Here is a 24,933-nt window from a genome sequence, read left to right as displayed (position 1 = left end):
TCCCTTTGTGGTCATCCCACGTATTGAACGATGGCGTTTACTCCAAATAACCTTCCAAGATTAAAATATCGTTGTATAACAGTCAAAAAAAAATGGTGTACCTTTTCTGTACACCATTTTTAGATTTAAATTTTATAGGATTGCAAACGCTCTTATAAATTATTCAAATTTGCTCAGCCAACGCTGTACATACTCATCATTTCTTGCATACCACTGCGTACTCATGGCATAGATAAATCCGTTGCGTTCAAATTCATATTCCCAAGTATATCGAACAACTCCTTTTGCGTCTTTCAAGACCTCTGCTTTTTCAGCTGGTGTAAAATGTGCTGGCACTCTTAAAAAAAGAGGATAACTGATATCAAACGTTGATTTTGAATGATCCTTTTTACATAATTTATCTAAATCAGAATCGGATAATCCTTTGGCCACAGTCGAGATTTTCTCTTGAATCTCATTGGTGGTATATAATCTATTACTCATAATTTTTTGTGATTTTAATATCGCGCAAGATAAACCTATTTCAGTCAGGTAAAACGCCTGATCTTTTAATTTGTTTGGTTTGTTATTGTCGATTGATTTTAATTGATTTCAGAGCATTGTAATTCTCGGTGGCAATTGCTTCGGCATCCTTTATCATATCCTTACCTATGGAGGAGGTCAGGAAAAACCCAACGGTCGATGAAATCGCCATGCCCACAAAGGGGAAATATTTTGAAGCCGATTTTACCGCAATCCCTGCTCCTGCTTTTTTCAGAAGTAGAATAACGGCTTCTTTTCCCAAATATTTTGTGCCAAACTGAACGGCTTTGGCGGCCAATACTTTGGCATTCTTTTTATCGATGAGTGCAGAAATAAAATCCTGCTGTGCCTCACCCAAACAGTAAATATCACGGACATGAAATCCCATTCGCGTTAAAAGCGAAATATCGACGCCAATATCCAATCCTGGAATAGGATTGATACCATTAACTGCCGATAAGCCCGCATGAATCCCTACTATCTTATTTGCGAGTTCTTTTTTTTTTGCTAAGATTTTTTGGCTGGTAATATTGATATCTGCGACGAAGCGCTGTTGTTTTATCTTTCCTAAGCTCGAATAGATATCGTCCAAAAGCTGGCTTAAATCGTATTCTTGCGGATAATCGGCCGAGGTTAAATAAATACCGTTCAGGCGATAGCCTTTAAGATTGTCTTTTAGATTATTCAGAATGGTCGTATAAGTTTCTTCTTCGGATATATTCCTTCTTAATGCTCTATCAATTGAAAAATCGATTTTAGTTCGAACCGCAAAAACGGGCATTTTGATTTTCAGAAGTTCATCAATTAAATACAAGTCATCCTCGTAAAACCGATCGGAGGTTACTAAAATGACACAATCAAAATTACTGATCTGAAATTCCTCCAAATACCGTTCCTTCGGAAAATTGATGGTCGAACATCCTGGCAAATCATAAAAGTTCAAACCTCTATGGGCGATGGGTTTGCCGACTTCCATCGTGGTTTCCACTTCGCCAACTTCAGCAATATGCTCTCCCACAATGGCATTGATGAGCGAGGATTTTCCTACGCCACTTCTACCAATAATACCACATTTTATTTTTGCCGTTTCAAACTTATCAAGATCAGCTTTAAGTTTTTTCTCGAGATTTGAAATTTCTTCGTTTTTACTCATTTTTTTGAATGGTATTTATAAGGGGCTTGCTTAAGATTTATATAGACTGCAAATTTACTACAAACTATTCGGATGGGAATTGCATACGGCAATCGTTTTAATATGACGCATTTAAGATCTCATCAATCGCAGTCAATTCTGCTTTTGAAAAACTTAAATTCTCAATCGACTTGACGTTATCCAGGATTTGTTCTGGTCTACTCACACCCACTAATACCGAAGTGATGCGATCGTCTTTTAAAAGCCACGCGATAGCCATTTGCGCCAAACTTTGTCCTCTGTTAGTCGCCATAACGTTCAATTGCTTAACGGTCTCCAGTTTTTCTTTCGTAAGATGTTCTACTTTGAGATAGCGTTTATCTTTTAAGGCGCGTGAATCTTCTGGAATTCCCTTAAGGTATTTATCCGATAATATCCCTTGCTCCAAAGGCGAAAAGGCTATGGCGCCTAAACCTTGTGTTTCAAGTTCATTTAATAAGCCATCTTCCGGATTGCGATCCATCATATTATAACGCGGTTGATGAATTAATAATTTGGTGCCCATTTTCGCCAAAATCTCGCTAGCCTGACGCGTCATTTCTGGCGAATATCTAGAAACACCAACATAAAGTGCTTTGCCTTGTTGCACCATTTGATGCAAGGCGCCCATGGTTTCTTCCAACGGCGTATCCGGATCTGGGCGATGGTGGTAAAAGATATCCACATACTCCAGTCCCATTCTTTTTAAACTTTGATCAAGACTTGAAATCAAATACTTTTTGGAGCCGAAATTCCCGTAAGGACCATCCCACATATCCCAACCTGCTTTACTCGAAATCAGGAGTTCATCGCGATACGATTGAAAATCCTTTTTTAAAATTCGCCCAAAAGTTTCCTCGGCAGCGCCGTAAGGAGGTCCGTAATTATTCGCCAAATCAAAATGTGTGATGCCACAATCAAAAGAAGTTCGTATGATTTGCCGTGCGTTGGTAAAATCATCGGCGTGTCCGAAATTATGCCATAAGCCAAGCGAAATGGCAGGTAATAAGATGCCACTTTTTCCACAACGACGGTATAACATATCGTTATAGCGATTGGGCTTGGCCTCGTAATTCTTGATGGATTGTTGATTGTTACTCATTACTGATGTGGTATTTTTTGAAAATGTTCTTTTTTATGAATCTCAAATTTAATGAAAACTGCGCGCTTTAGCTCCAAAAAGTTTGGACACGAATTTCACTAATTTTCACAAATCATTCATTTGCTAAAAAACAGGGTCTAAAGTATTTACTAAGGATTTACGAATGTAAAAGACTTTTAGTCTGATTTAAAAAAACGGAATTTTTATTAATTAGTAGTTTAATCTTGATATATTCTAAAAGAATGATGTTCGCCTAGCGATCTTTTAGAAAAAAGAAATCTCGACCCTAACCATTTAACTGAAAAAACTCAAGTCCTAATTCAAGGATGTGGAATGGGTTCAACCAGTAATATATTTCCTTTTTTATCAAGATAACTGACGGTCATGGCCATCAAATCACTGATCCATTTTTCAACGCTAGCATCTGCAGCTTGTTGACAAAATGTCGGATAATCGGTTTGGCCCCGAATAAAGTTCCATTTTGCAATTCAGCGAGCCAGACGCAAAACCTTTTATTACTATGACGCTTGTCTTTTTTGACAACACCAATTTTTCAACTGATTTACAAATTTTATTGAAATTGCCGTCTCGAAAACATTTTGTTTGTCCCGTTCATAAAAGTCAAGATTGTCGAAAATCATTTACAAATTGATATTCGATTTCCTCTTCCAGAAGCTCTGATGTTTTAATAAAACATATCTGTTCAATAGCTCTCCAACGCCGTTATTAAATCCACGATAATATCCTAATGCCCCAGAGCTAACAATAAATTATGAGTTACCACTTGTATAAACACAGTAAAAATAAAAAGTATGGATTTACTTTTCGGAATTATTGAAACACTGCTGAAAAGATAGGGACTGTGGGATAAACTTTCAAGCCCTTATTTCGTTTATATATTTGTAGGGCTTTCTTTTTTTACAATTCTTTATCTAATTTATTCGGATTTTGTCTGGTATCAAAAATCGTAATCACGTTAATTCTTTCGGAATTATAGCGATAATATAAGGTCGTTTGTTTCGTAATTACACATTTCCTTAATCCCTTTGTCTTTTTAGATTCAGGGAATATTTCAGGCTGGTTTTTAATTAAGTCTATTGATGAATCTAATTTTTCAACAAATTCTTTTTTAACTGTAACAGACCAGTTCCGTATGAGATAATCAAAAAGTTTTTCTAATTTCTTTTCGGCAGTTTTTGAAATAACAACTTTTCTGCTCAATTATCTGTGTTTTCGCATAAAAGATTCATAATCTATTATTTCTCCGTTTTCTATTTCTGCAGAAGCTTTTTCAATTTCTTTGCGTTGTTGCGGAGATAAGTCCTCCCAAAAGTCAGAAACTTTTTCTTTTTTGAAAATATTTCTAATGGATTCGATTATTTTTGGATTTTCTGTATCCAAAAGCATTTTAACCAATTTTATTTTTTCATCTTGAATATTCATAACATTTTGTTTATACTCAAAAATAACAATTTGAGCTCGAAATAACTGAACTTCAGTTCCTTTTTATCTAATTTTTAATAAATTAAACCTGATGCACTTGCATATTTTATCCAAGATTAATTTCATAAATCATGAAACCCATTCCTTATGGTATTTTTTCAGCATTGTCTGTGTATAATACAAATCCTATATTTTCATTTGGTCCGATCACATGCAAGGGTGTGCTAGATAATTCTCCTTCATATACCAGAACAAGGTCCGTTGCGTATTTATTTTTGATGATTTTATTGGCGAAATCAATTTCATAGCCTGTGTTAGACGATTTGCACTCTAACGATATCGAGCTATCAAAAAAATAGAGACACACTCTTAATAGCCGTATTTAAGCCCCGAATAATTAGCTTGCCGTTTTTTGGATAATCGATGAAGTGAAATTATATTTTCTCAGGTTTCGTGGTCATCACGCCCCCATTCTTGGGCCTGGATAGCCATCGCTTTTGTGCCATAAATATAGGCGCTATTTTTTTTCAGCCATGCGCCCAAACCTTTAAGAACTTTTGTTTGAAACGGAATCTCTGGTATTATTGCACCTTTTTACCGGCAATTATTTTTTCAGCCGTTATATTCCCGGCGTAAACGGCACCTTCCATATATCCTGGATATTCTGAAGCAGATTCAGAACTTGAAATCAATAATTTCCCCTCAAAAAAGGAGTGCCTAAAAATTGGATTGCCATTATTTTGATGTGGATAAAGCTCGTTATGCGAGTATTCAAAAGTGTTTATTTCTCTGCTCCAGACACATTCTTTATAGTCTATAAAATCACCGGCTTGTTCTCCAAAAACAGATGTTAATTGACGAAGCACACTTGTGCGTCTTTTTTCATCATTAAGATTTTGAAAGGAAGCATTTATAAAGCCACAGAGTGCGTATTTAGATCTTTCCTGATTACAATGATCGTAAAGTTCAGTGATCGGTCCTGCATTGCTGAATAATGCTCCAGACTGATGCTTTGGTAACCAAAACGGTTGTGCATAGGTTACTGCTATTTTAATGGAATCCTCCATCCACGTGTGCGTTTGTGTCGCCATCTGCATCAAATCGTTTGGCAAGTGAGGCTCAAAAAGGATTCTTTTGGACCATAGCTTTGGAGGTATTGCCAAAATAATTTGGTCGCCCGCAAAAACATCTTTCGCAACGACTTGAACAGAATTTTCGCAGAATTTAATTTCCGTTACCGCCTGGTCAAACAAGACATCATCAGGATCTAATTTCTCATACAAGGCATTAATAAGATGGGATGAGCCCCCAGAAATTCTGTAGCTAGGATCTTGCTTTGGGATTTGTATGGATTGTGCGGGCGCGTTCGCAGAAGGTTGATAGAATACGGAGCCTTCCATAAATTGTTCGAAGTAATTTATCCCTAATTCCTCCAACAAAGCGATAAGCTGTGTATGCTGATTTTGAAACCAGGTCGCGCCCATTTCAACAGGTGTATTTTCTTCACCAAACACGGTATGTATTCTTCCACCAATACGAGATCTCGCCTCTAAAATCTTAAAGGGAATACCTTCGTTTTTCAAACGGTACGCCGTTAAAAGCCCTGATAGGCCTGCTCCTATTATTATGATCATGTTGTAAAATTAATGAAGTTAAAATCAATTTTTATCCACTAGGGTCTTAATTATTAAAAGCCATAAAAACCATGCGCATTATACTCTTGATTAAGGTAGTTTGATACACAAAAACAGAAAAGCGAGGTGAAACCTCGCTTTAACAACTTTCTATGTTTAATCACAAAACCTATCAAGATGGAATTTGGAATTTTATTTTTGAAATTTTATTTTCCCTTACTCTTCAACCGTTTTTAAATTATCATCAGAGTTACGGTCTATCAATTTATTATAAGGATCAATCCCAGCTTTTAAAGGTTTTTTATCCGTTATGATGGTAAAGGTATTGTCGCCAGGTTTTAACCATTTCAGTTTAAAATACAACGGGTTTTTAATGGCGACGACGTCTTTTACAACATCTTCGCCAAACAAACCAACATCAACTAAGTTGTCCTTATCATCCACCTTCTCCTCTCTTCCTTTATTATCATAGTAGATTTTCTTGCTATTCACGGTAAACGTGGTTTCCCATTTGCCATTAGCCAAGGCTTTTGTTTTGGCATTCATCACTCTATTTTCATACAATACAATCTCTTTAAAACCGTCGTCCACCTTATATTTTAAGGAATCGGGCGTTACGGCATAAATGGCTTCATACAAATCTTCGGAGGTTGGATAAAAACCTTGGTGATTATATTTAAAGGCTTCCAAAAAGTTTTTCAAGCCTTTATTAACCACTTCCTCGCCCATCACATCTTGCAAATCATACATAATCATCGAGCCCTTTTCGTACCAAATATGCTGACCGGTCTCCACATCCATTAAGTTGCGTTCTGGTTTAAAATCGAATTTTCGACTACTTAAATACTTGTCCAAGGAGTTTTTTAAGAAGGATTTGATGCCGTTTTCGCCATATTCCTGCTTCATGGTCATTAACGACGCATATTCTGCCAAAGTTTCTGATATGATATTAGCGCCAGACGTATTACTCGGTGTGACAATATGTCCCCACCATTGGTGCGCCACTTCATGAGACGTTACTCTAAACGCATAATTGTAATTGTCTGCTTTTGAGAAATCGGCCACAAATCCAAAATCTTCAGAATATGGAATCGTCGTCGCAAAAGATTGTGCAAACGTAGCATACGCTGGGAATTCAATCACGCGAAGTACCGAATGTGGATATTCCAGAAAGTTTTTGGAATTGTAGTCCAAAGCAATTTTCACACCTTTGATAAAATATTCCAAATTCCTGGTATGCTTTGGAGAATGGTAAATTTCGATGGCTACTTTTTTCCCACTTGGCGCTGTCCAAACATCCTTTTCTACATCATACGCTGCAGATACAAAACTGAAAAAATAATCGGTTTTCTCTGCTAGTTTATATTGAAAATAACTGCGGTCATTGGCTTCCCATTGTTTGATCAGTGTTCCTGGCGCAATCGTTGTTTGTCCTTTCGACGTACTTAAAACTGCTTCAAAATTCAAATAATCGCCATCTTCATTGAACAAGTTTTTCTTTAAAGCAATACTATCCGTCCGTGGTGGATAAAGATAATCCAGTTTTTCCAGACCGTACTTTTTACGGACGCCGTTGTCCACCAAGGTGCGTTTATAATGAAAGGAAGGGAAAATGGCATCTCTAAAAAACGTCCCATTGGTCAAGATATCGGTTTCAGCATCTGATGAAAATCCATGGGTTTTGGCTTCGGTTTCAATTACTAATGATGCCGTTTCTTCTGGTTGCAAAGGGGTTGGGAATTTGTAGATAAACAGACGAAACTCTTCATCGCTTAAAAAGGGTTTTATTTCCATCCCATTATAGAGCACTTTAGTGATTTTGGTGTCCGCAATCGGAAATCCGATGTTCAGCAAAAGCGTATCGATCGGGACTTCAAAATTATTGATGACCTTAAATTCGCCTTTCGCCACGACACCTCTATCTTCAGGAAAAATATCGATGAATGCTTTTAAATCGATGATTTGAACATGGGGTTTGTCAATATATTTTCCATATTTTTTTTCAGCTTCGGCATTGAGTTTCTCGCTATAAGTACCATTTTCCAATTGGTTCAGGACTTTTAAATTGTAGTAGCTATAGCCACCTACCGAAACAAATGCCAAGATTAAAAACAGCATTAAACCAAGCGTTTTTCCGCTGAAACGTTTTTTGGCAATATGCAAACGTTCTTTACCAGAAGCCACAAAACCACGATTCCAAAAAACGATACCTATAGTGGCCAAAATACAGGTGAGTAAAATCCAGTAGAGATTCAACCAAAATTGTCCATATAAATAATGTCCAAAACCATTTAAATCACTTAAAAATCCGCCAGGAGTTCCGCCAAAGATCACTAACGGATTGGAGGTTTTAAACACGAGCACTGAAAGAATCGGCAACCCGATATAAATGATAATGACAATAAAATGACCTAAGAATTTATTGTTGACCAAAACATGAATAAAAAATGCCAGGAGCACCGTGGTTAGGAACCCAGGGAAAACCGACGTGAAATTATAGATCAAATACACGCCTAATTCATAATTGAAATAACCATTAAAAGACTGGTACAACATCCCAACAACCACATTGAGGAAGGTCAATACAATGGCAACCCCAACAAGCGAAATAATTTTTGACAAGTACAAGGTGCTATTGCTGACCGGCAAGGCGTCGTAAAACTCAAAGGTTTTATTCTGTCGTGTTCTGTGTACCGCCTCCCCTGCATAAATCACTAAAATGATGATGGAAAATAACATGAGACCGCCCGAAATTGTGGTGACCATATAGCGAGTTATGGGCAGAGATGGCGTTCCGTAAATTTGATTGGATTGATAAGTGGCAAATCCTGCGACCAAAATTCCTAATACGATCAAAATGCCGAAAACACTTTCTTTGACGATCGATAAAAATTCAATCTTACTTAACGACCAAAGGTTGTCTCGTTGTGCTTTGGCATTAAACTGCTGAACAATATTCGGAACAAAACTAGAAGGCACATACGCGTCTTTGGACTCTTTGGCTGATTTCTTAGCAGATGACGTCAAAAACCCTTTATAAGAAAATTTAAATAAGGTAAAGATGAAAATTACAAACCCAATGCCTAACCACATTAATCTGTTGAGTGCAAACTTTCCAGACAATGCCAATTGCGTATAATTCAACTCGTCAATCGTCCAGTACTTGGTGATAAAAGCGTGGGCTTTCCCTCCAAATGGATCGACATAAATACTTAACCATTGAGTATCTAAATTAGATAACAATTGCCCTGAAGCGGTCGTCAAAATCAGAATGACAATCCCGCCTAAATACAAGATGGACATGCGTTTGAAAAAAGTCATCAAGCAAAAGAACAAGCTGCCAATAAAAAACGCATTGAAAGTCAATAAATATAAAAACGGTAAGAAATACGATAAAAAACTGAAAGACGTATAGATTCCGTAATCAGGTCGCTCCAAAAAAGCGCCCATTCCAAAACCAATCATTGCACCGATAACCGCCGCAATATTCATAACCGTAACTATCGTAAAGCTGCCAAAAAAGCGTCCCAAAATGTAATTCTTTTCAGAAATAGGAAAGGAAAAATAGGTTTGGGCCGTTTTATGTTCGTCATCCCGATACACGGCAACGCCCATAATAGCCGCATAAAAAAACAAACCTAAAACACTCATCCCACCCAAAACACCGGCAATGGCGTTGGGACTGTTGGTATATTGAGCAGTCACTGAATCTTCAAAAACACTCAATAACAGCGGAATAATGAACATCAAAAAAATGTAGATATAGGTCGCTGGTCGCCTTAAACGGTATTGAAGTTCAAATAAGAAAATTTCGATCATGATTATACAGTTTGAGGTTGGTTAATACTGTAGAAGTAAAAATCCTCCAGATTATTATTCACGATTTCAAATCCCTCCCCAGGATGCACCTCACTAAATACATTGACGTTCATATGACCACTTCGCAAATAGGTCGAAAGCACGATATATTCCGCTTGACAATGTTCAATTTCGATCTTTTCGATACGTTTACGAAAGACTTTTCCATTGAGCGAATTTGATAAATCTTGCGGATTTCCTTGCACCACAACGCCACCATCATTGAATACCGCCATATTGGTACATAAATTCACGACATCATCCACAATATGCGTGGATAAAATAACCACCGCATCTTCGCCCAATTCACTCAACAAATTATGAAAACGATTACGCTCTAGCGGATCTAAACCTGCCGTAGGTTCATCCACAATAATTAATTTTGGATTCCCGATCAGGGCTTGAGCAATCCCAAAACGCTGACGCATTCCGCCAGAATAATCGCCTAAATTCCGTTTTCTGAATTGGTAGAGATTCACTTGATTTAAAAGATCGGCCACATATGCTTTACGATCCACAGCGCTATGAATCCCTTTGATTTTTGCGATATGATTGAGCATCATTTCTGCAGATACTTTTGGATACACACCAAAATCCTGAGGTAAATAACCCAATACTTTTCGCAATTCTTCAGGTTGGGCAAACACGTCAATTCCATCGAATATAATCGAGCCACTATCGGCAATTTGCAAAGTGGCAATGGTACGCATCAAGGTCGATTTACCGGCGCCATTCGGCCCCAAAAGACCAAACATGCCTTTATGAATTTCGAGATTGACATTATTTAGGGCCTTGGTTCCGTTAGGATAGGTTTTATTCAAATTTTGGATGGAAAGCATAGGTGTTTAGTTTAGAAGTTTACTGGTTGAACAATATAGGTAGTTACTTCATGAAAATTGTTACATTGGAATTATTTTTTCAAACTTATGAAATGAGACAACTTTGAGAGAAACTCCCTGCCATCAAAATGCTTATGACACGCTTAATCATCAGCTAAATCACTATGGACCAAAGTGCCATACCTGTCCGACAAACAATATGGCTGGGATTTTAAAACAGACTAAAAGTCTGTTGTATTCGTGAAGTTTATAGTGAAAATTTTAAGCCAGCGTTCTCAGTGTACGAATGAGTTCGTGAAAATCCGTGAAATTCGTGTCAAAAATTTTTAGAAACTAAAGCGAGATGCCCTAAAGCACATAGTTTAAACTTAATTTGAGACCTATAAAATACGACTCAACAGCATCCATTTCACACTTTAACTACAGTAATCACTTTAGCGTTTTGGTCAATTTATTTTTACTAAATTAGTTGTCAAGACGCACAGTGCCTCTTTCACAAAAACCTTATCAAAAATTAAAATGGCGTACGATTATATTATAGTTGGAAGTGGTTTTGGAGGTTCGGTAAGCGCTTTACGATTATCCGAAAAAGGATATAAGGTTTTAGTGATTGAAAAAGGAAAATGGTATGCAGCCGAAGATTTCCCCAAAACCAATTGGAACTTCCGGAAATGGCTATGGATGCCCAACTTGCGGTTTTTTGGTATTATGAAACTTTCTATTTTCAGGCACATCGCCATCCTTTCCGGCACTGGCGTTGGAGGTGGTTCATTGGTTTATGCCAATACTTTGCCAACTCCTAAAAGTGCTTTTTTCAAGTCGGGAAGCTGGAAGGATTTAAAGGACTGGGAAAACGACCTCAAACCTTATTATGAAGAAGCCTTAAGCATGTTGGGTGCCACTAAAAACCCAAAATTATGTGCTGCAGATTTGGGACTCAAAAAAGTAGCGGAAGATCTAAATATCCCCGAAAAATTTAATGCGACGCGTGTCGCCGTTTTCTTCGGAAAACCCAATCAAACGGTAAAAGATCCTTATTTTAATGGCGAAGGTCCAGAACGGTCTGGCTGTATTTTTTGTGGTGCCTGCATGACCGGTTGTCGACATAATGCAAAAAACACCTTAGATAAAAACTACCTCTACCTCGCTCAAAAACAGGGCGCGGAAATACTGGCCGAACATGAAGTTTATGATGTGCAGCCCATTGCGAACCCAGATGGGTCACAAGGCTATGAAGTCTCCTTAAAAAACAGTACAAAATTTCTCAAACAACACCACAAAATCAAAACGCAAGGGGTCATTTTCTCGGGTGGCGTTTTGGGTACGGTCAAATTACTGCTGAAACTCAAAGAGAAATCGCTACCAAATCTATCCGATAAATTGGGCGAAGATATCCGCAGTAATAACGAAACCTTGATTAGCGTAAGCGGGCTCGACACAGACAAGAACTATTCCGAAGGCATTGCTATTGGCAGCATTCTCGATACTGATGAAAACAGCCATCTCGAAATTTGCAGATATGGCGAAGGTTCGAATGCTTGGAAACTGGTACACTTACCTTATATCACGGGATCAAATGTTGTTTCCCGTCTTTTCAAAACCGTGGGAAAACTCCTGAAAAATCCAGTGGATTATTTTAAAATATATTTTGTCAACGGGTGGGCGAAAAGTACGGTCGTTTTGCTTTTTATGCAGACTTTGGACAGTACCTTAAAATTCAAACGCAATGCTTTCGGACAGATGACTTCCACAATTAGTTCGGGCAAGGCACCTACGCCATTTATCCCAGAATCTATAAAACTCGTAGAAGCTTATCAGAAAGCCATAAACGGCGTCAGCACCTCCTTTGCTTTAGAAACCTTAGCGGGAATACCATCAACAGCGCATATTTTAGGCGGTGCCGTGATGGGAGAAAACCCTACCACAGGGGTCATCGATAAGGACAATAAGGTTTTTGGATACCAGAATATGTTCGTTATTGATGGCGCAATGATTTCGGCCAATCCTGGTGTGAATCCGTCGTTGACAATAACCGCTATAGCAGAGCATGCCATGGCTCAAATTCCAAAGAAACAACTATGAGTTAAGAGTCATACTTGCCCAACTAACATTCTGGCGTGCCTGCCCGAAATACATTCAGGCAAGGGTTTTTAAAACAGACTGAAAGTCTGTTAAATTCGTGAAATTTATAGTAAATAATTTTCATCCGAATTTTCAACAAATGAGTGACTTCGTGAAAATCCGTGAAATTCGTGTCAAAATTTTTTACGAGCAATAGTGAGATGTACTAAATATTTTAAATAATATCAAAAAAATGAAAAACTTAATTAAAGGATTAAAGCTGATTTCAATCGTCGTTCTCTTACTAATAATTGTTACCCTGATCTTCTTTGGGCATCGTGATATTCCCGTAGAGGAATTGAAATCCAAGTATGCGAATTCAGAATCCTCCTTTATCGCCTTAGATGGCATGAATGTCCATTTTCGCGATGAAGGAAATTCAAACGATTCCATCCCCATAGTCCTCCTTCATGGCACCGCCTCTAGTTTACATACGTTTGACGCGTGGACCAATGAATTAAAAAAGACGAATCGCGTAGTTCGAATGGATCTTCCTGCCTATGGTTTGACAGGTCCGTTTCCCGATGGTCAATATTCGATAGCGCATTATTCAGAGTTTTTAAAAGACTTTTTATCGGCTTTAAAGATTAAACAATGTGTATTGGCAGGCAATTCCTTAGGAGGAGAAATCGCATGGAATTTTGCCCTGGAGCAACCCGAAATGGTTGAGAAATTGATTTTAATTGATGCCGCAGGATTTCCTTTAAATTCGAAAAGTGTACCCATTGCGTTCAAAGTTGCTAAAATTCCTGTTCTTAAGAATCTATTCACGTATATAACCCCTCGTTTTTTAGTGAAATCGAGTGTTGAAAATGTGTTTTTCGATAAGTCAAAAGTAACCCATGTCTTGGTCGATCGGTATTTTGATCTTACGTTGAGAGCGGGCAATCGTCAAGCTTTCGTAGATCGGTTTAAAATATCAGAAGACAAAAACACTTATGAAAATTTAAAAAAGATCCAACAACCCACGCTCATCATTTGGGGTTCAGAAGATTTGTTGATTCCAGTCGAGAATGCTTATAAATTTCAAGAATCGATACCAAATAGCAAATTAGTGATTTTGGAGAATTCAGGGCATACACCGATGGAGGAAAGTCCTTCAGAAAGTCTTAAACCTGTATTGAAGTTTTTGAAAAACTAACTGGAAACGCGGCTATTATTCATTACCCTTTCTCTTTAAGCAACGTCCTCTCGGTTCATCGCCTTCATATAATACAACTTCAGAATGCAGGAATTCTGCCGCCTCCGCTGAATCTTTCACTTTGGAAGCGCTGCGCGCTAACATTTCAGATTCAAACTCCTTTAAAACACTTTCTCTCAATCCATCTGCTCTCCATTTTTCTGCAGACCAACAGCCTTTTGTAATTCCTCGCGCCAATGCCAAGGCATCCAACAAGGCCTGATTTGCCCCTTGCCCTTTGAATGGACTCATCGGATGGGCGGCATCTCCAATCAGCGTCACTGGACCTGTCTTTTCTAACATATCTGAAGTGGGTAATTCGCGGTCATAAACAGGATATCCAGAAACCTGAGCCGCCATGGTCCCTGCCAAAATCTGAGGAATGGGATCGTGCCATTGCGTCCGTCGACATGCTTCGTCCTTGAGTGCTTGCGGACCTTGACTACTCAAAGCCGATGCTTCTTTTTCTGACATCGGGAAACTAAGTTGCCACATCACGGAGTCTTCCGCATAAGGCATGATATAGATGCGCTCATTCCCGTTGGCAGTTTGAAATACCGTGGCCGAATCCAACAAAGCACTATCTAAACCTTCGAGAGCACTCAAGGGACAAATACCCAATATCACGATACAACCTAGGTAATTTAAAGGGGTAATTCCCTCACCAATCAGCCTCTTCCGAATCGCACTACGAATACCATCAGCACCCACCACAAGATCTGCCTTGGTGTGCTTTATTTCCCCATTCACTTGAAAACTCAAGTTAACAACACCGCCAGCGTCTTCCTTAAAATCTACCAACTGATGTCCCCAACGCACCACTTTATCGCCGCCAAGCTGCTCCAATAGCGCTAAGCGCAAGGACTGTCGTGCAATATGTACATTGGTGCGCTTCGTAGAAGTTTTTTCTTCGGATGGCAACCACTTTTTCACGCCCCATTCACCCACCACTTTTCCTTCGGTCGTATGAACCACATGTCTTTGCGAAACCACGCCTTTTTCTAAGGATAAAATCCCTAATCCTTCGATGGCTTTACTCGCTTGTTGCAAAGTGAGTCCATAACCTTGAGAGCGTTCATCAAAGCTGCCATCGCGCTCATAAATGGTAAAAGGAATACCACGGTGCAAACAAGCCACTGCCAAAGCCACGCCTCCAATTCCAGCACCAATAATGGCCACATGTGGGTAATTTTCATGATCTGCCAAAGGAAAACTTACCGAAGGAATCAAGCCAGATCCATCACAGTTCAAGCAGGAATAAAGATGTCCTTTAGGACGCACTGGAGGAATTCCTTCGGAATTTGATTTTTCAAACTCCTCCAATGTTTTTTGATAAAGAAGACGTGCTTTCTTAGGGAGCCTCTTGTTTTTTTTGCCGCGTCCTTGACATTCCGGACAAATAGTCCAACATATCGATTCATTTTCACTGCCTTTCACTGCTTCTTTTTTTATCAAATCTTGAATCACTTCCTCTAAAAAAAAAGTCGGAATCCTTAATTACTGGGCAAAAATATAAAAGTATTGATTAGAACTTTGGATACTTTTGAATAATTTATTTTGAGAAATTTACAGTTAAAGATATAAGGTTGTGTCTTTTTAGTAAATGTATGTTTCTAATTATTGTTATCCGGAATAGAATTAAGACCGCTTCGCTAATAGAACCAAGAACAAAGAGTAAAGACGTAATTAATTGAAAATGAGAGCTTTAAAATTCACAATTAGAATGGATGATGATGTTTTAGCAATAGTTTTCAAAAAACCTCGAAATGAAGGAGATTGAGGATCAAAAACATTGAAAGACCTTTTTTTATCACTATTTTTATTAGATTATCGCAACTTTAATCGGACAAAAATGTTTCTATTTATTGTTGTCCGATTAAAACTTGCTGTCCTTCGCGTAACCTTCTATAAATATGGGATTTTATAGTTTTTTTTCAACTATACACTTTTTTAATTCTTTATTACAAACGCTTATAAAAAATGCGAATTTGGACGGGTCTTGGATTTTAAGCCCAATGCCTTCAATACTTTAGGGCACAAGTCTATATTCTATGTTCTATCAACGCAGTGGTCTTAAATCTTTTATCGTATAATAGCGATTTCTAATATGGCCTCATAAATAGAAACTCCGCTCTTAATAGTTTATCCTTTTAAATCATAAGAGATCAGCGTTATCCGCGTTCCATTCCAGGATAGAGCCCTAATCTGCCCGTCTGTTCGGCGGGTTATAACTTAATTTAAGACCAATAAAAATCGTTTACATTGCTGCACACCTTAATAACTTGATGGCTATTGATTTAAACTCCCAAAACAATAGAAGCATCTATACCCAGTTTAACGCTTATTTCTTTTGCTACTTTTAAAGTAGGCTCGCTTTTTCCGTTTAAATATTCACTTACTCTGGACGGACTCACACCTAAAAGTTCAGACAATCGCTTTTGATTCAGTCCCATTTCAGCCATACGGATTTTTATAACCTCAACGAGGGCTGATTTTTCAACTGGATAGCTACTTTCCTCATAGTCCGCAACAAGATCAGACAATATATTTAACTCAATATACCCTTTAGCATCCGTATTTTCAATGTTGTTGCTATCCTGCAAAAGCACTGCAATACGCTCTACAATAACGTCATATTCTTTTTCTGTTTGTATCATAGCTAAATATTTTTAATATCTTATATTTTGTCATAACCGCCTGACCGGCCAGGTTCAGTATGTATCCTTATAAACCAAATGTAAAACTATATAAATCAAAAAGGTCGAACTTCAACAGAAATTCGACCCTATTATTTCAATAGGACATCTTTTCAAAAAGTGTTTCAATCACTTCTTATTTTTATACTGCGTATCCAAATTACGCTGAATTTTATGCTTTGGTCGCGTCCATTTAGGTTTTTCTCCTAAGGCTTGATAGTTTGCATCTTCGGCTTCTATGGTTTTAGGTTGTGCATGCTTTTCAAAAGGCTGCTGTGGCACCAATCCCAAATCTTCAAATAGCTTCAGGTCTTCATTGACATCTGGATTGGGCGTCGTGAGCAATTTATCACCGGCAAAAATAGAATTCGCACCGGCAAAAAAGCATAAGGCCTGCCCTTCCCGACTCATATTATTGCGTCCTGCCGATAAGCGCACCTGAGTCTCTGGCAACATAATCCTGGCAGTGGCTATCATCCGTACCATTTCCCAAATAGATATTGGTTCCATTTCCCCTATTGGTGTTCCTTCCACCGGAACGAGGGAATTTATAGGCACAGACTCGGGTTGCGGGATCATATTAGTCAAGGTAATCAACATATCTGCACGGTTTTCGACGCTCTCGCCCATACCAATAATCCCGCCACTGCAGACCGTAATATTTGTTTTTCGCACATTTTCGATGGTTTCGAGACGGTCTTTATAGGCTCTGGTCGATATGATTTCCTCGTAATAATCTTCTGAAGAATCGATATTATGATTGTAGGCATATAGTCCAGCCTCTGAAAGACGCTGTGCCTGATTTTCGGTAATCATTCCCAAAGTACAACACACTTCAATATCCATCTTATTGAGCGAACGCACCATGGTCAAAACCTGATCAAATTCCGGTCCGTCCTTAACGTTGCGCCACGCTGCGCCCATACAAATCCTTGAACTCCCGGTGGCCTTTGCTTGTTGTGCTTGCGCGATGACTTGCTCTACGCCCATTAAACCCTCTTCTTTGACGTTCGTATGATAACGTGCCGCCTGCGGACAATACGCGCAATCCTCAGGACAACCTCCTGTTTTTATGGAGACCAAAGTCGATACTTGTACTTTATTGGGGTCGTGATATTGTCGATGAACGGTGGCCGCTTCATAAAGCAACTCCATCATCGGTTTGTTATATAAAGCGACGACTTCATCGCGTGTCCATTTTTTTGGGTTATTCATTTTTCTATTTTAATAATTAATTAGTGTTGTCCGATTTAAATTTTTAAACCATCTGTGAATTATAACTGATCATAGTTCTCCAACGTTTTGTCCATCCTGTTTTTTTCTAGATTCTATATTCTAGACTCTATGTTCTATATTCTTAATTCTTTGTACTTGATTTTTTATTCTCTCAATCGAATTCCCTTCCACAACACAATCTCTAACGCTGCTTCCAGTGGTATTTTACACCCACTCCAAACCAACGCGTTGGCATTGGAACAGCTCCAGCTTCGCTATAGGTGGCATTGAATAAGTTGGTAACCTCTGAGTATAAAAGGAAATTTTCATAGGTGTAATTGACGCGAACATCGGCAACGTCATAAGCATTGGCAAGTTCTCGTTGTAACCATCTGTTTTTTATCGAAAAAGAAAAGTCATTGATGCGGTAATGAAGGCCTGCAATAAATTGATGTTTCAGAGATTCTAAGATGTATTTGGATTGAGTTTCGGTTGACACCTCAAAAGATGGATGCATATAATTATAGCTCACTTCATAACCGATAGCGTGTTTTTCGCCTAAATCAAAATCCTGTTGCAGTCTTGCATAAATACCGTGCATCGTGTTTTTCCCAAGATTCATTGGAGAATAAGGCTCTGACGCATCGGTACGCACCCAATCAATAAAATCAGAAATATTGCGGTAGAAATAGCCGGTTTTTAACTGTAAATTTCCTTTTTTATACTGAATATTCCCTTCATAGTTCCAGGCGTTTTCTGCTTGTAGTGATACATTCCCCACATTTCCCGGACGTTGATTTAGGTATAAATCTGTAAAAGAAGGGATACGTTGTCCTGAACCGATACTCGTCGAAATTTTCCAATGCGCATTCACCAGATAGGCTAAATCTATTCCCGGATACATTTGCCAGCCAAAATCGGTATTGTAGTTGGCATAAAGCCCAGCCGTTCCTCTTAGTTTTTCGCCCAAACGACTCTTTAATTCCACATAAGCGCCGTGATTATCACGTTCATGTTGGCCAATATTGGAACTGTTGATTTTTTCCATGCGCGATTCCCAGCCGAAACCAAAAGTTCCGATTGCTGTTTTAAGACTGCTGTTCCATTCCAGCATCAGCGCGTTGGTATAATGTATCGAGCGCCCTTTACTCAAATCATGTTTAAAATAGCGGTAGTCATCTTCGCCATAGCGATCGCTGATTCGTGGCGAAATCGTAAAATTACCGAAGGTATGTGTTGAAGACAGACTAAAGACAGATGATTTCACAAGTTCTTCTGAATTCACATCACCTGGAGCTGCGTAATAACCGTTGGCACCAAAGTGGTTTCGGGCGTAACCCGCCATCGCCTGAACGCTATTATGGTCATTAATTTCATAATGACCACTATAAAAAAGGCGGGTGTTTTTAGAGGCTGAATTGTACCGTTGTCCGTTGTAATCGCTTTGGGCCACTGAAAAAAGTTGACTTTGGTTTTCAGATCCGTAGATGCCGGTAACCTCAGCCGCGACGCCGCCATAAATTCCTGAGCCATCACCTTCGTCCTTGTTTTTAAAAGAACTTCCAGTCTGAACATCTGCAATCACTGAAGCGCTTTTCGCTTTTTTGGTAACAATATTAATCGCGCCAGTCAAAGCATTGATGCCATAAATTCTGGCGGCGGCACCGCGTAGCACTTCAATATGATCAATGGCATCCAAAGGCACAGGAATATTCATCATATTATGTGCCGTTTGCGCGTCAATCATCTTTACACCGTTAATCAACACTAAAGTTTGCTCGGACGTGCCACCATCAATCGAAATATCGGTCTGCGTTCCAAACGGCCCGCGCTGTCTGATGTCCACACCGCTGATATAGGACAACACCTCATTAATTGATTTTGCAGGAAGTGCCTGAATTTGCTTTTGTGTAATCACCTGAATATCCCGCGTAGATTCACTAAAAGGGATTTGCAATCGGTTGCCCTGAATAATGACTTCTTCCAATTCGTGATTCGGAATTTCCGGATCCGGAAGCGTTTGCTTTTGTTGTGCAAAATTTGGTAGCGCAACTATGAGTCCTAAAGTGACCAGTACGTTTTTCATAAATGTTTTTTTTTAATCGTAGTATTTGAATCTGAGGGCAAAGGTTTGGATTAAAATAGTATTTTTGGTAGTCCTAAATGTAAATAATGAGTAGTCCAGTTATAATTCCTTTTCATTCGTTTGTTAAAATAGATCGTCGAAAAAAAGATGCAGTCTATATGCAAATTGTCTATCAATTTATTAATGCGGTCAAAAGCAACCTTTTAGAAGATGACGATCAGCTTCCAGGAAGCCGTAAAATCGCCGAAGAACTCCAAGTTCACCGGAAAACAATTGTGGCCGCTTTGACCGAACTCCAAGAGCAGGGTTGGGTAAAAACGGTTCCTAATGTGGGTGTATTCGTTATAAATCCTGAGATTTCTTTGGATAAAACCAAAAAAACCAAAGTTTTTCAACATCCTCCAGAAACTGCGCCCTATCATTTTAGGAAGGAATTTATTTTAGATACGCCTTTAGAAGAACATCTGGGGAAATTATATTTCACGGACGGCACGCCAGATTACCGTATGATTAAATCGGAAGAACTGGGACGCTTCTACACCTCGGTACTCCGAAGAAAAAAACCTTCAGGCACTTATTCAAATGCAAGCGATGGGAATTTATTTTTTAGGGATCAACTCAGCTATTACCTCAATTTGACCAGAGGCTTTCATCTGTCAAGAGACTTTTTATTGCCCGTGGCAGGTCTGGAGCAGGTTCACTCCATTCTATCACGCTTATTGATCAATACGGGCGATGTCGTTTTGGTAGAAGAACTCAGCTACTTTTTACCCAATATGATCTATAGTCAAGCCGGCGCCAAGATGAAAACGATTCCGGTGGATGCCGACGGGATGGACATTGATTATATTCAAAAGCATTTTAAGCCCGGCGAGATACGATTGGTTTATATCAACACCAAATGCCAATATCCAACCACGGTCGCCCTTTCAAAAAAACGAAAATCCCAATTGCTACTTTTGGCCGAAGAGTACGACTTCATTGTCATTGAAGACGATTCCGATTTTGAATTTTCATTGGTGAAAAATAAAAACGAATCCTTATTTAGAAAAAACGGTGACCATCGCATCATTTATATTGGTGCTTTCGGACGCTTTTTAAACCCCGGTTTTCAAATGAATTTTTTAATTGCGCCTAAAGATGTGTTGCAAGAAGGCGCCAAACACCTGAACATCTTTGGAAAGCCCAATTTAATGATGGAAAAAGCTTTGGGCGAAATCATCCACCAAGGCGACATTCACCGATACCAAAGAAAATCTAAAAAAGTCATCGCTGAACGGAAAGAACTTTTTGCCGGACTGCTCAACAATCACTTCCAAAACCGGATTACTTTTACAATTCCACCTTCCGGTTTAGCTTTTTGGATTCGGTTTAAGGAGGTCTTTTCGTTGACGCAATTACAAAAAAAAGCTAGAGAAAAAGGACTATTTATTCCGAGTATCTGCCTTTATCAAAATCGGTCGCTAACTGCTTTAAGACTGGGGTTTGCACATCTTAATCCGCAGGAAATGGAAGAAGCCGTTAAAATACTTGAGGAAGCTTATTGGGATTTGTCCAAGCAATCGATGCCATGACCTTTTTGGCAATAACCTTACTTGAAATGTCAAGATACTCCTACTCTAACTTGCAAGGGAAACACTGACCCCTTTTTAAAATCGATAGGACTGAATTTATTTCTAGTTCTCTTTGATGGTGTTAAACAGCTGTTTTAGACTAAACTTTAATAAATTCTTAAGTCTTTTCGTACTTCTAAAAGGCTACTTTTACACGATCAAATATTGAAAAATGATTTTCGATTTACTCATTGCGATGCTTTGGAGCGTTTCTCCCTTAGGAGAAGCTAAAGTTGGCATTCCTTATGCGCTTTTGCATGGGGTGAATATTTATGTCGCTTTTATTTTTTGTTTTGCGGCCAACGTAATGGTATTCCCGATCATGACCTTCTTTTTGGATGTAGTGAACCGCTACTTATTTAAATGGTATTATTATAAAAAATCAGCAATTTTTGTGGCACGACGCGCTAAAAAGGGTGCAGGAAAAAATGTTGAAAAATACGGGTTTTGGGGATTGATGATTTTTGTTCTCATCCCACTTCCAGGAACCGGCGTTTATGCAGGAACTCTTGCCGCCTATCTTTTTGGGATCGATCGCAAACGTGCTTTCCTAGCGAATACGATAGGAATCTTCTTTTCTTGCCTTATTATTTGGGCGACGACCATCGCGGCCATGAAAGGGTTTAAGTAGTTCATCGTGAGGTTGAAATTTCAGAGGTGGGTTTTATTGGCAACCCTATTTTAAACCCCAATCTTTTTAGTGGTGATGTGCTACATTTCCAGTAGAATCTAAAGTTTTCAAGAGAAGTTAAAAGCTCATAAAAACCTCTAAAATAAATTCAGATTTCCCTTGCTTCAAACAAAGATTTATTCCACAAGATTCAATCCGATTTCAGTCCTTCATGGTTTTGGTCACTGGCACATTGTAAATTACGGATTCAACTGAAAAACAATGGACTAAAGTGCCATACTTTATCGACAAACGTTCTGGCGGGGTTTTTAAAACAGACTGAAATGTGTTTAATTCGTGAAATTTATAGCCTATAATTTATGCCCGTATATTAAGGAAACGAATGCATCCGTGAAAATTCGTGAAATTCGTGTCAAAATTTTTAGAAATTAAAGCGAGATCTACTAAAGTACATACTTGCCCGACATCCATTCATGCGGGGTTTTAACCTCATTTGAGACCAATAAAATCAAGTAACACCATCTGTGTCAGACCATAAAAAAACTTATACAAAGAAGCGCTAGACCTATCCAATCGCACGCATCAACGAAGCTTAATATTGAGCCCGAAGCCATTAAAAATCCGTCTTAGCCTGGATAACGTTATGAAATGTTGGCAAATTTTCAGTAATACTGCCCGCACCCTTCTTATTAATTTTGAAAGTGACATCCTTTGTGGTGGTAAATAAAAGCACTGTTGAAAAAGACGTTTTTAGATGCGATTTTAAAACCTCAAAAGCATCTTCCATAGTCAATTCCTTTTCCTCATCTTCGGTTTCTTTAGAAGCATAGCGCAATTTCACTAACACCTTAAAGCCGTCTTCAGAGTAAACTGGCCGGACAAAAATGTTTTTCAAGTTCGGTTTACCAATGGTTTTTGCCATAGTTAATTTAGCAAAGCGTCCTTCATGGATACTTTCCTTGACTTGATCCCAAAAAAGGACAAACACTTCTTGATAGGTCATAAACTAAAATTTGAGGATAATACGTTTTAGGCTTCAAAAATAACATTTATAAATCAGAACTTAGTTATGAGTTTCATAAGAAATAACTGCTCGTCATCATCCCCTACCACACCTCACACAAATCAAACCCTTTATAATCCACAACTAACTTCTGCCAGTTAAAAGGCGTTTTTAGTATAGCCACCTGAGCACCACCTACAGCCTCCAAATTCAATGCTTCCACTTGTTTTTTCACGGCATAGCCATTTTGCTCATAATAGCTATACTCTTTAATCAGACCTTGAAGGGCTTCCTGTATTCCTGGATCTAACCGATCTGGATAATCCAGATATCGGATGCCATGGATTAAATACTTTTCTGTAGATGTTTGCGATGGGTTTTCAATCACCATATAAACCTCAATCGCTTTATCATAATCTGGCGAGGATGTAAATTTCGTTTTATTGCCAAGCTCGATGGCATTCCCAGAATCGAGATAGGTTTGCAAATCAATGCGTGCTTGGGCATCTGTGGTTTGCGCTTTCCCCAGCCCATCGTACAACACATCTATAATGCTGAAATAATGGTTGAAAGCATCGGCTCTCGCCACAAGTGGAATGGCATTTTCAAATTTCGTTTTCGTTTTAGCTACATCTTCGTAAGTGGGTAAACCAACCGAAAATTCATCATGAATATTGGTGACTGCCCTGCGCCAATATTTGGCTTCTACTGAATAATAAATACTTGATTTTAGGTCTTTCATAAGATTAGCTTAATGTTTTTAGCGCAATAACATGCAAAGACCGTTCATCACAACGCCAAAGGATGGCGGACTTAATAAATACTTTTAATCTTTCTTCTGAAATCGGTCAGAATGCCTTGCTTTCCAATTCTGTTCTTCTATTTTTGAGGGAAATTACGATCATGTCCACCTATAAAGTTCTCAAGCGCCTAAAAAGTATCGCACAACTGGTAAAGTCCAATCCAGATATCACTAAAAAACAGCTTTTAGAGCGCTTGCGCAATGACTATGATTTTAATATTTCTGAACGCTCCTTTGAACGCGATAAGAACATCTTAGAATCAGACTTTGGCATCGCCATGACCTACTGCTATAATTCTCATGGGTATAGCATGGAAGAAAACGAAGACGCGTTAAGCCATTTCTTTAAGTTTTCAAAGTTCGCTGCGATGGCCGAGCTTTATGAAAGTGGCCTTAAAGATTATAAATCCTTTCAAAAATGGGTGCTTCCAGAAGACAGTTCTGATTTTACCGGCGTTCAGCATTTTGAGAAATTAATTCATGCCATTTCCATAAATCATAAACTCACCTTTCTAAAGGAAAACTATTATGGTGGCACTAAAAAGGCATACACCGTGTCGCCACTATGCCTTAAGGAATATGCCAACCGCTGGTATTTGATTGCGGTGGCCGATGGAGAAAATGAAATTCGAAATTTTGGCATCGACAGACTTTCTGATTTAAAAATTCAAAATGAAAATGCACTGAAAATGGAAGATTTTCTAGAGCAATTACAACAATACGATGATGTGGTCGGTTTAAATTATAGCGATTCGTCTATCGAAGACATCGAGATGAGAGCACATAACAACCAGATTAAATACTTGCGCAGTTTACCCATCCATAAATCACAATTCTGTCAGGATGGCGCTGACGATTGGGGAATCGTGACGTATAAATTAAAACCCAATTACGAATTTATAATGCAAATTTTAAAACTGGGCCCTATGGTCGAAGTTCTAAAACCACAATCACTTCGGGATCAAGTGAAAGCACATATCGATGAAATGTATCAGATGTATCACTAAGGATATTTCC

General features: G+C 38.6%; 20 protein-coding genes. 5 read left to right on the top strand and 15 right to left on the bottom strand.

From position 1 onward, the window contains the following. Positions 1-159 precede the first annotated feature (159 nt). The 9 genes from ACOH2D_RS10930 to ACOH2D_RS10890 all read right to left on the bottom strand — a co-directional run bounded on the left by ACOH2D_RS10930 (position 160) and on the right by ACOH2D_RS10890 (position 10,569). On the bottom strand, positions 160-483 hold the full coding sequence (locus ACOH2D_RS10930; protein ID WP_449535245.1) for a hypothetical protein: 324 nt from the start codon (positions 481-483) through the stop codon (positions 160-162). 82 nt (positions 484-565) lie between these two features. After that, a complete protein-coding gene (locus ACOH2D_RS10925; RefSeq protein WP_449535244.1) occupies positions 566-1,675 on the bottom strand; it encodes a GTPase in 1,110 nt (369 codons plus the stop codon). A 97-nt stretch (positions 1,676-1,772) separates the two neighbouring features. Then, a complete protein-coding gene (gene mgrA, locus ACOH2D_RS10920) occupies positions 1,773-2,795 on the bottom strand; it encodes an L-glyceraldehyde 3-phosphate reductase (protein ID WP_449535243.1) in 1,023 nt (340 codons plus the stop codon). Between the two features lie 320 nt (positions 2,796-3,115). Next, on the bottom strand, positions 3,116-3,265 hold the full coding sequence (locus ACOH2D_RS10915) for a DUF1398 family protein (RefSeq protein WP_449535258.1): 150 nt from the start codon (positions 3,263-3,265) through the stop codon (positions 3,116-3,118). A gap of 448 nt (positions 3,266-3,713) precedes the next feature. After that, on the bottom strand, positions 3,714-4,016 hold the full coding sequence (locus ACOH2D_RS10910) for a type II toxin-antitoxin system RelE/ParE family toxin (protein WP_348036512.1): 303 nt from the start codon (positions 4,014-4,016) through the stop codon (positions 3,714-3,716). Then, positions 4,017-4,238, bottom strand: coding sequence for a hypothetical protein (locus ACOH2D_RS10905; RefSeq protein WP_348036513.1), 222 nt, complete (start codon positions 4,236-4,238; stop codon positions 4,017-4,019). 581 nt (positions 4,239-4,819) lie between these two features. Further along, positions 4,820-5,872 (bottom strand): flavin monoamine oxidase family protein, encoded by a 1,053-nt coding sequence (locus ACOH2D_RS10900; RefSeq protein WP_449535242.1) that lies wholly within the window; start codon positions 5,870-5,872, stop codon positions 4,820-4,822. 216 nt (positions 5,873-6,088) lie between these two features. Beyond that, entirely contained in the window at positions 6,089-9,691 is a 3,603-nt protein-coding gene (locus tag ACOH2D_RS10895) for an ABC transporter permease/M1 family aminopeptidase (RefSeq protein ID WP_449535241.1), read from the bottom strand. Between the two features lie 2 nt (positions 9,692-9,693). After that, complete coding sequence (locus tag ACOH2D_RS10890) at positions 9,694-10,569, bottom strand: ABC transporter ATP-binding protein (RefSeq protein ID WP_449535240.1); 876 nt, start codon at positions 10,567-10,569, stop codon at positions 9,694-9,696. 519 nt (positions 10,570-11,088) lie between these two features. Here ACOH2D_RS10890 and ACOH2D_RS10885 point away from each other — a divergent pair. After that, a complete protein-coding gene (locus tag ACOH2D_RS10885; RefSeq protein ID WP_449535239.1) occupies positions 11,089-12,651 on the top strand; it encodes a GMC oxidoreductase in 1,563 nt (520 codons plus the stop codon). Between the two features lie 232 nt (positions 12,652-12,883). Then, the gene (locus ACOH2D_RS10880; RefSeq protein ID WP_449535238.1) at positions 12,884-13,831 is read left to right on the top strand and encodes an alpha/beta fold hydrolase; all 948 of its coding nucleotides are present in this window, start codon (positions 12,884-12,886) and stop codon (positions 13,829-13,831) included. 15 nt (positions 13,832-13,846) lie between these two features. On the opposite strand, the gene ACOH2D_RS10875 is transcribed toward ACOH2D_RS10880, so the two are convergent. The 4 genes from ACOH2D_RS10875 to ACOH2D_RS10860 form a co-directional block, all read right to left on the bottom strand. Beyond that, entirely contained in the window at positions 13,847-15,307 is a 1,461-nt protein-coding gene (locus ACOH2D_RS10875; RefSeq protein WP_449535257.1) for an FAD-dependent oxidoreductase, read from the bottom strand. A gap of 860 nt (positions 15,308-16,167) precedes the next feature. Next, positions 16,168-16,527 (bottom strand): helix-turn-helix domain-containing protein, encoded by a 360-nt coding sequence (locus ACOH2D_RS10870; protein ID WP_449535237.1) that lies wholly within the window; start codon positions 16,525-16,527, stop codon positions 16,168-16,170. 168 nt (positions 16,528-16,695) lie between these two features. Next, the gene (bioB, locus tag ACOH2D_RS10865) at positions 16,696-17,781 is read right to left on the bottom strand and encodes a biotin synthase BioB (protein WP_449535236.1); all 1,086 of its coding nucleotides are present in this window, start codon (positions 17,779-17,781) and stop codon (positions 16,696-16,698) included. A 202-nt stretch (positions 17,782-17,983) separates the two neighbouring features. Continuing rightward, a complete protein-coding gene (locus ACOH2D_RS10860; RefSeq protein WP_449535235.1) occupies positions 17,984-19,867 on the bottom strand; it encodes a TonB-dependent receptor plug domain-containing protein in 1,884 nt (627 codons plus the stop codon). An 86-nt stretch (positions 19,868-19,953) separates the two neighbouring features. Here ACOH2D_RS10860 and ACOH2D_RS10855 point away from each other — a divergent pair, with 86 nt between their 5' ends. Continuing rightward, positions 19,954-21,441 (top strand): aminotransferase-like domain-containing protein, encoded by a 1,488-nt coding sequence (locus ACOH2D_RS10855; RefSeq protein WP_449535234.1) that lies wholly within the window; start codon positions 19,954-19,956, stop codon positions 21,439-21,441. A gap of 211 nt (positions 21,442-21,652) precedes the next feature. Then, positions 21,653-22,111 (top strand): COG2426 family protein, encoded by a 459-nt coding sequence (locus ACOH2D_RS10850; RefSeq protein WP_449535233.1) that lies wholly within the window; start codon positions 21,653-21,655, stop codon positions 22,109-22,111. Between the two features lie 613 nt (positions 22,112-22,724). Here the strand turns inward: ACOH2D_RS10850 and ACOH2D_RS10845 are convergent. Continuing rightward, a complete protein-coding gene (locus ACOH2D_RS10845) occupies positions 22,725-23,114 on the bottom strand; it encodes a hypothetical protein (RefSeq protein WP_348062900.1) in 390 nt (129 codons plus the stop codon). A 103-nt stretch (positions 23,115-23,217) separates the two neighbouring features. Beyond that, positions 23,218-23,856 carry a hypothetical protein gene (locus ACOH2D_RS10840; RefSeq protein ID WP_449535232.1) on the bottom strand — a complete coding sequence of 213 codons (639 nt, stop codon included), beginning with the start codon at positions 23,854-23,856 and terminating at the stop codon, positions 23,218-23,220. A 62-nt stretch (positions 23,857-23,918) separates the two neighbouring features. Between ACOH2D_RS10840 and ACOH2D_RS10835 the strand changes: the two genes are divergently transcribed. Beyond that, positions 23,919-24,923, top strand: a complete 1,005-nt coding sequence (locus tag ACOH2D_RS10835; RefSeq protein ID WP_449535231.1) for a helix-turn-helix transcriptional regulator — start codon at positions 23,919-23,921, stop codon at positions 24,921-24,923. The last annotated feature ends 10 nt before the right edge of the window (positions 24,924-24,933 follow it).

This window comes from Gelidibacter sp. (assembly GCF_053579655.1).
The sequence above is the reverse complement of the archived record's forward strand: the minus strand, read 5'-3'. Positions and strand labels throughout refer to the sequence as shown.

Coding starts and splice junctions, on each gene's coding strand:
- ACOH2D_RS10930 (WP_449535245.1), bottom strand. CDS start 483: ATGAGTAATAGATTATATACCACCAATGAGATTCAAGAGAAAATCTCG.
- ACOH2D_RS10925 (WP_449535244.1), bottom strand. CDS start 1,675: ATGAGTAAAAACGAAGAAATTTCAAATCTCGAGAAAAAACTTAAAGCT.
- mgrA (WP_449535243.1), bottom strand. CDS start 2,795: ATGAGTAACAATCAACAATCCATCAAGAATTACGAGGCCAAGCCCAAT.
- ACOH2D_RS10905 (WP_348036513.1), bottom strand. CDS start 4,238: ATGAATATTCAAGATGAAAAAATAAAATTGGTTAAAATGCTTTTGGAT.
- ACOH2D_RS10900 (WP_449535242.1), bottom strand. CDS start 5,872: ATGATCATAATAATAGGAGCAGGCCTATCAGGGCTTTTAACGGCGTAC.
- ACOH2D_RS10895 (WP_449535241.1), bottom strand. CDS start 9,691: ATGATCGAAATTTTCTTATTTGAACTTCAATACCGTTTAAGGCGACCA.
- ACOH2D_RS10890 (WP_449535240.1), bottom strand. CDS start 10,569: ATGCTTTCCATCCAAAATTTGAATAAAACCTATCCTAACGGAACCAAG.
- ACOH2D_RS10885 (WP_449535239.1), top strand. CDS start 11,089: ATGGCGTACGATTATATTATAGTTGGAAGTGGTTTTGGAGGTTCGGTA.
- ACOH2D_RS10880 (WP_449535238.1), top strand. CDS start 12,884: ATGAAAAACTTAATTAAAGGATTAAAGCTGATTTCAATCGTCGTTCTC.
- ACOH2D_RS10870 (WP_449535237.1), bottom strand. CDS start 16,527: ATGATACAAACAGAAAAAGAATATGACGTTATTGTAGAGCGTATTGCA.
- bioB (WP_449535236.1), bottom strand. CDS start 17,781: ATGAATAACCCAAAAAAATGGACACGCGATGAAGTCGTCGCTTTATAT.
- ACOH2D_RS10860 (WP_449535235.1), bottom strand. CDS start 19,867: ATGAAAAACGTACTGGTCACTTTAGGACTCATAGTTGCGCTACCAAAT.
- ACOH2D_RS10855 (WP_449535234.1), top strand. CDS start 19,954: ATGAGTAGTCCAGTTATAATTCCTTTTCATTCGTTTGTTAAAATAGAT.
- ACOH2D_RS10850 (WP_449535233.1), top strand. CDS start 21,653: ATGATTTTCGATTTACTCATTGCGATGCTTTGGAGCGTTTCTCCCTTA.
- ACOH2D_RS10845 (WP_348062900.1), bottom strand. CDS start 23,114: ATGACCTATCAAGAAGTGTTTGTCCTTTTTTGGGATCAAGTCAAGGAA.
- ACOH2D_RS10840 (WP_449535232.1), bottom strand. CDS start 23,856: ATGAAAGACCTAAAATCAAGTATTTATTATTCAGTAGAAGCCAAATAT.
- ACOH2D_RS10835 (WP_449535231.1), top strand. CDS start 23,919: ATGGCGGACTTAATAAATACTTTTAATCTTTCTTCTGAAATCGGTCAG.